3 protein-coding genes are annotated in these 1,755 nt (G+C 64.4%); all 3 read right to left on the bottom strand.

Translation table 11 applies throughout. The features are described 5' to 3' along the window. Positions 1–95 precede the first annotated feature (95 nt). The 3 genes from I5W_RS07755 to I5W_RS29550 all read right to left on the bottom strand — a co-directional run bounded on the left by I5W_RS07755 (position 96) and on the right by I5W_RS29550 (position 1,602). Positions 96–821: a hypothetical protein gene (locus I5W_RS07755; RefSeq protein WP_252716937.1), complete on the bottom strand. Its 726-nt coding sequence runs from the start codon at positions 819–821 to the stop codon at positions 96–98. A 251-nt stretch (positions 822–1,072) separates the two neighbouring features. Next, complete coding sequence (locus I5W_RS32400) at positions 1,073–1,228, bottom strand: hypothetical protein (RefSeq protein ID WP_017450314.1); 156 nt, start codon at positions 1,226–1,228, stop codon at positions 1,073–1,075. Positions 1,229–1,275: 47 nt separating this feature from the next. After that, on the bottom strand, positions 1,276–1,602 hold the full coding sequence (locus tag I5W_RS29550) for a hypothetical protein (RefSeq protein WP_083893486.1): 327 nt from the start codon (positions 1,600–1,602) through the stop codon (positions 1,276–1,278). Positions 1,603–1,755 lie beyond the last annotated feature (153 nt).

The following is a 1,755-nucleotide window of genomic DNA, read 5'->3' as shown; positions in this document are numbered from 1 at the left end:
CAGAAACTCTGAATGAATAGTCGAAGAATGTCGCTGGAGCCGTCGAATTGCCTGCTTTGGGAGTTGCCTGGACCGCTGTGGGGCGAGGCACGGCGTCAAGGACTGGCGTGATCTGCGGCCAGGAGCTCGGAAAACAGCTCCAGTCCGACGAAATGCCAATGTGCCGACTCCAGGTCATACAGGGCCAACTGGTTGATCGGCCCCACCGGCAGACAGACGCCGGGGATGCGCGCCAACGCGCGGGCCGCGTGGCGCTTGCGCTCCGGCTCGCTCATGGCCAGGTCGCGCGCATGGCACTCGGCATGGGCGAACAGGCCGGCGTATTCCCACATGCGTTCATAGCAGTCCAGTTCGTTGAGCTCGATATGCAGAGGAATGGCATCCAGCAGGCTGGACATGCGTCCCATCCTGGAGGTAGACAGCCGCACCAGTCCGCCTTCCGGGCGCACCACCAGGCAGCCGTTGCTGGCGGCCCAGGCAAAATGCAGGCAATACGGCAAACGGCCGTGATGCTGCTCGATCATCTGGTCGGGGTGGAAGGCTGATGCCGGCACGACCTGGTATTGCTCTGCGGGCAAGGAGAGAAAGGCGGCGTCGATGCAGGCTTGGAGGGGCGACAGATAAACCACCATGGCGTCGGTGCCGGCGGCCTGGCCGATGCGGATGGGCTCGCACAGCACCCGGCAAGGCGTGGGACCGGGCTGGGCAGCCTGCTGGCTCACCAGCACGTAGAGCGGCGCGAGCACCTCCACGTGTGGCTGCTGAAGAGCGCCGGGGCGACCTGCGGCGTCCGCGCCGTGAGGGAAAGTGGGAGAGTTCACCGACTGCACTCCTGTGAAGAAACGGGAATGGAATGCCGGTAAGCAAGCTAGGAGGGAATGATGCGCTTGGCGCGATATGAAGTTTCCTGCCCAATATGTCAGCGCCCGGCGCCAAATCGGGATGTTTTCACAAATGCAAGGCGCTTCATATCGGAAAACTCTGAATGTGGAGAGGAGATTTTTGTCGCCGCAGCCTGACCGGCTGCAAATCCCTGCATTCAGGCGGCCCCTGGGGTCCGCCTGCCCTCTACTCACATGCGCAATGGTTTGTCGGAAGGCCGTGGATTGATCGGCGGATCCTCCACCGGCACCGGATCATCGTCCGGCAACTCCGGGGGCGGCAGGCTGGGCTCATGCGTGGGAGGGGTTTCTTGCGGGGTATGTAGGGTATGTGAAGCGATGTTCAATCCTGTCTCCTGTGGTGCATCCGGGATAGCGGCGCGATCGGCTACGCTCAGCGCGAGCCAGCGCTGGGGTTCTGATGAGGGATCGGATCCTGCGGTGGAGTCGGGTCCAGTGGCGGCACTTCTACCGGTGGGATGTCTTGGGGCTTGTGCATGGAGCTCTCCTGTTGAAAAAGGTGGGGGGCATGGCCCTGCCCTGGCACCACGCCGTCATCGGCGTTGGCCCAGGGGTCTTCGGTACCGTCGGGCTCGACTACCGACGACGGGTGAGCGTCCACGCCAGCAAGCGGGGCGCGCGGCAGCACCGGCGGCGTGCCGGGTGGCCGCAACAGGGCGGCGGCGGGTTCGGCCGGCAATGGGGGCTGGCGATCTGGCATGGCGGTCCTCCTGGCCAGGGGTGGAATGCAATGACCCATCTTACGAAGATGGCGCCCTGCCCTCAGCCAGACATCGGCCCATTCGCCTGTAGGAAGGCACGAAATGAAAACGCCGCCGGCCTGACGGGCGGCGGCTGGGATGCGGGCGAGCGA

The organism is Herbaspirillum sp. B65, assembly GCF_000333555.1.
GTDB classification, from domain to species: Bacteria; Pseudomonadota; Gammaproteobacteria; order Burkholderiales; family Burkholderiaceae_D; genus Herbaspirillum; species Herbaspirillum rubrisubalbicans.
The sequence above is the reverse complement of the archived record's forward strand: the minus strand, read 5'-3'. Positions and strand labels throughout refer to the sequence as shown.

What these genes read in the sequence shown, in the direction of transcription:
- I5W_RS29550 (WP_083893486.1), bottom strand. Translation starts at nt 1,602, where the DNA reads ATGCCAGATCGCCAGCCCCCATTGCCGGCCGAACCCGCCGCCGCCCTG.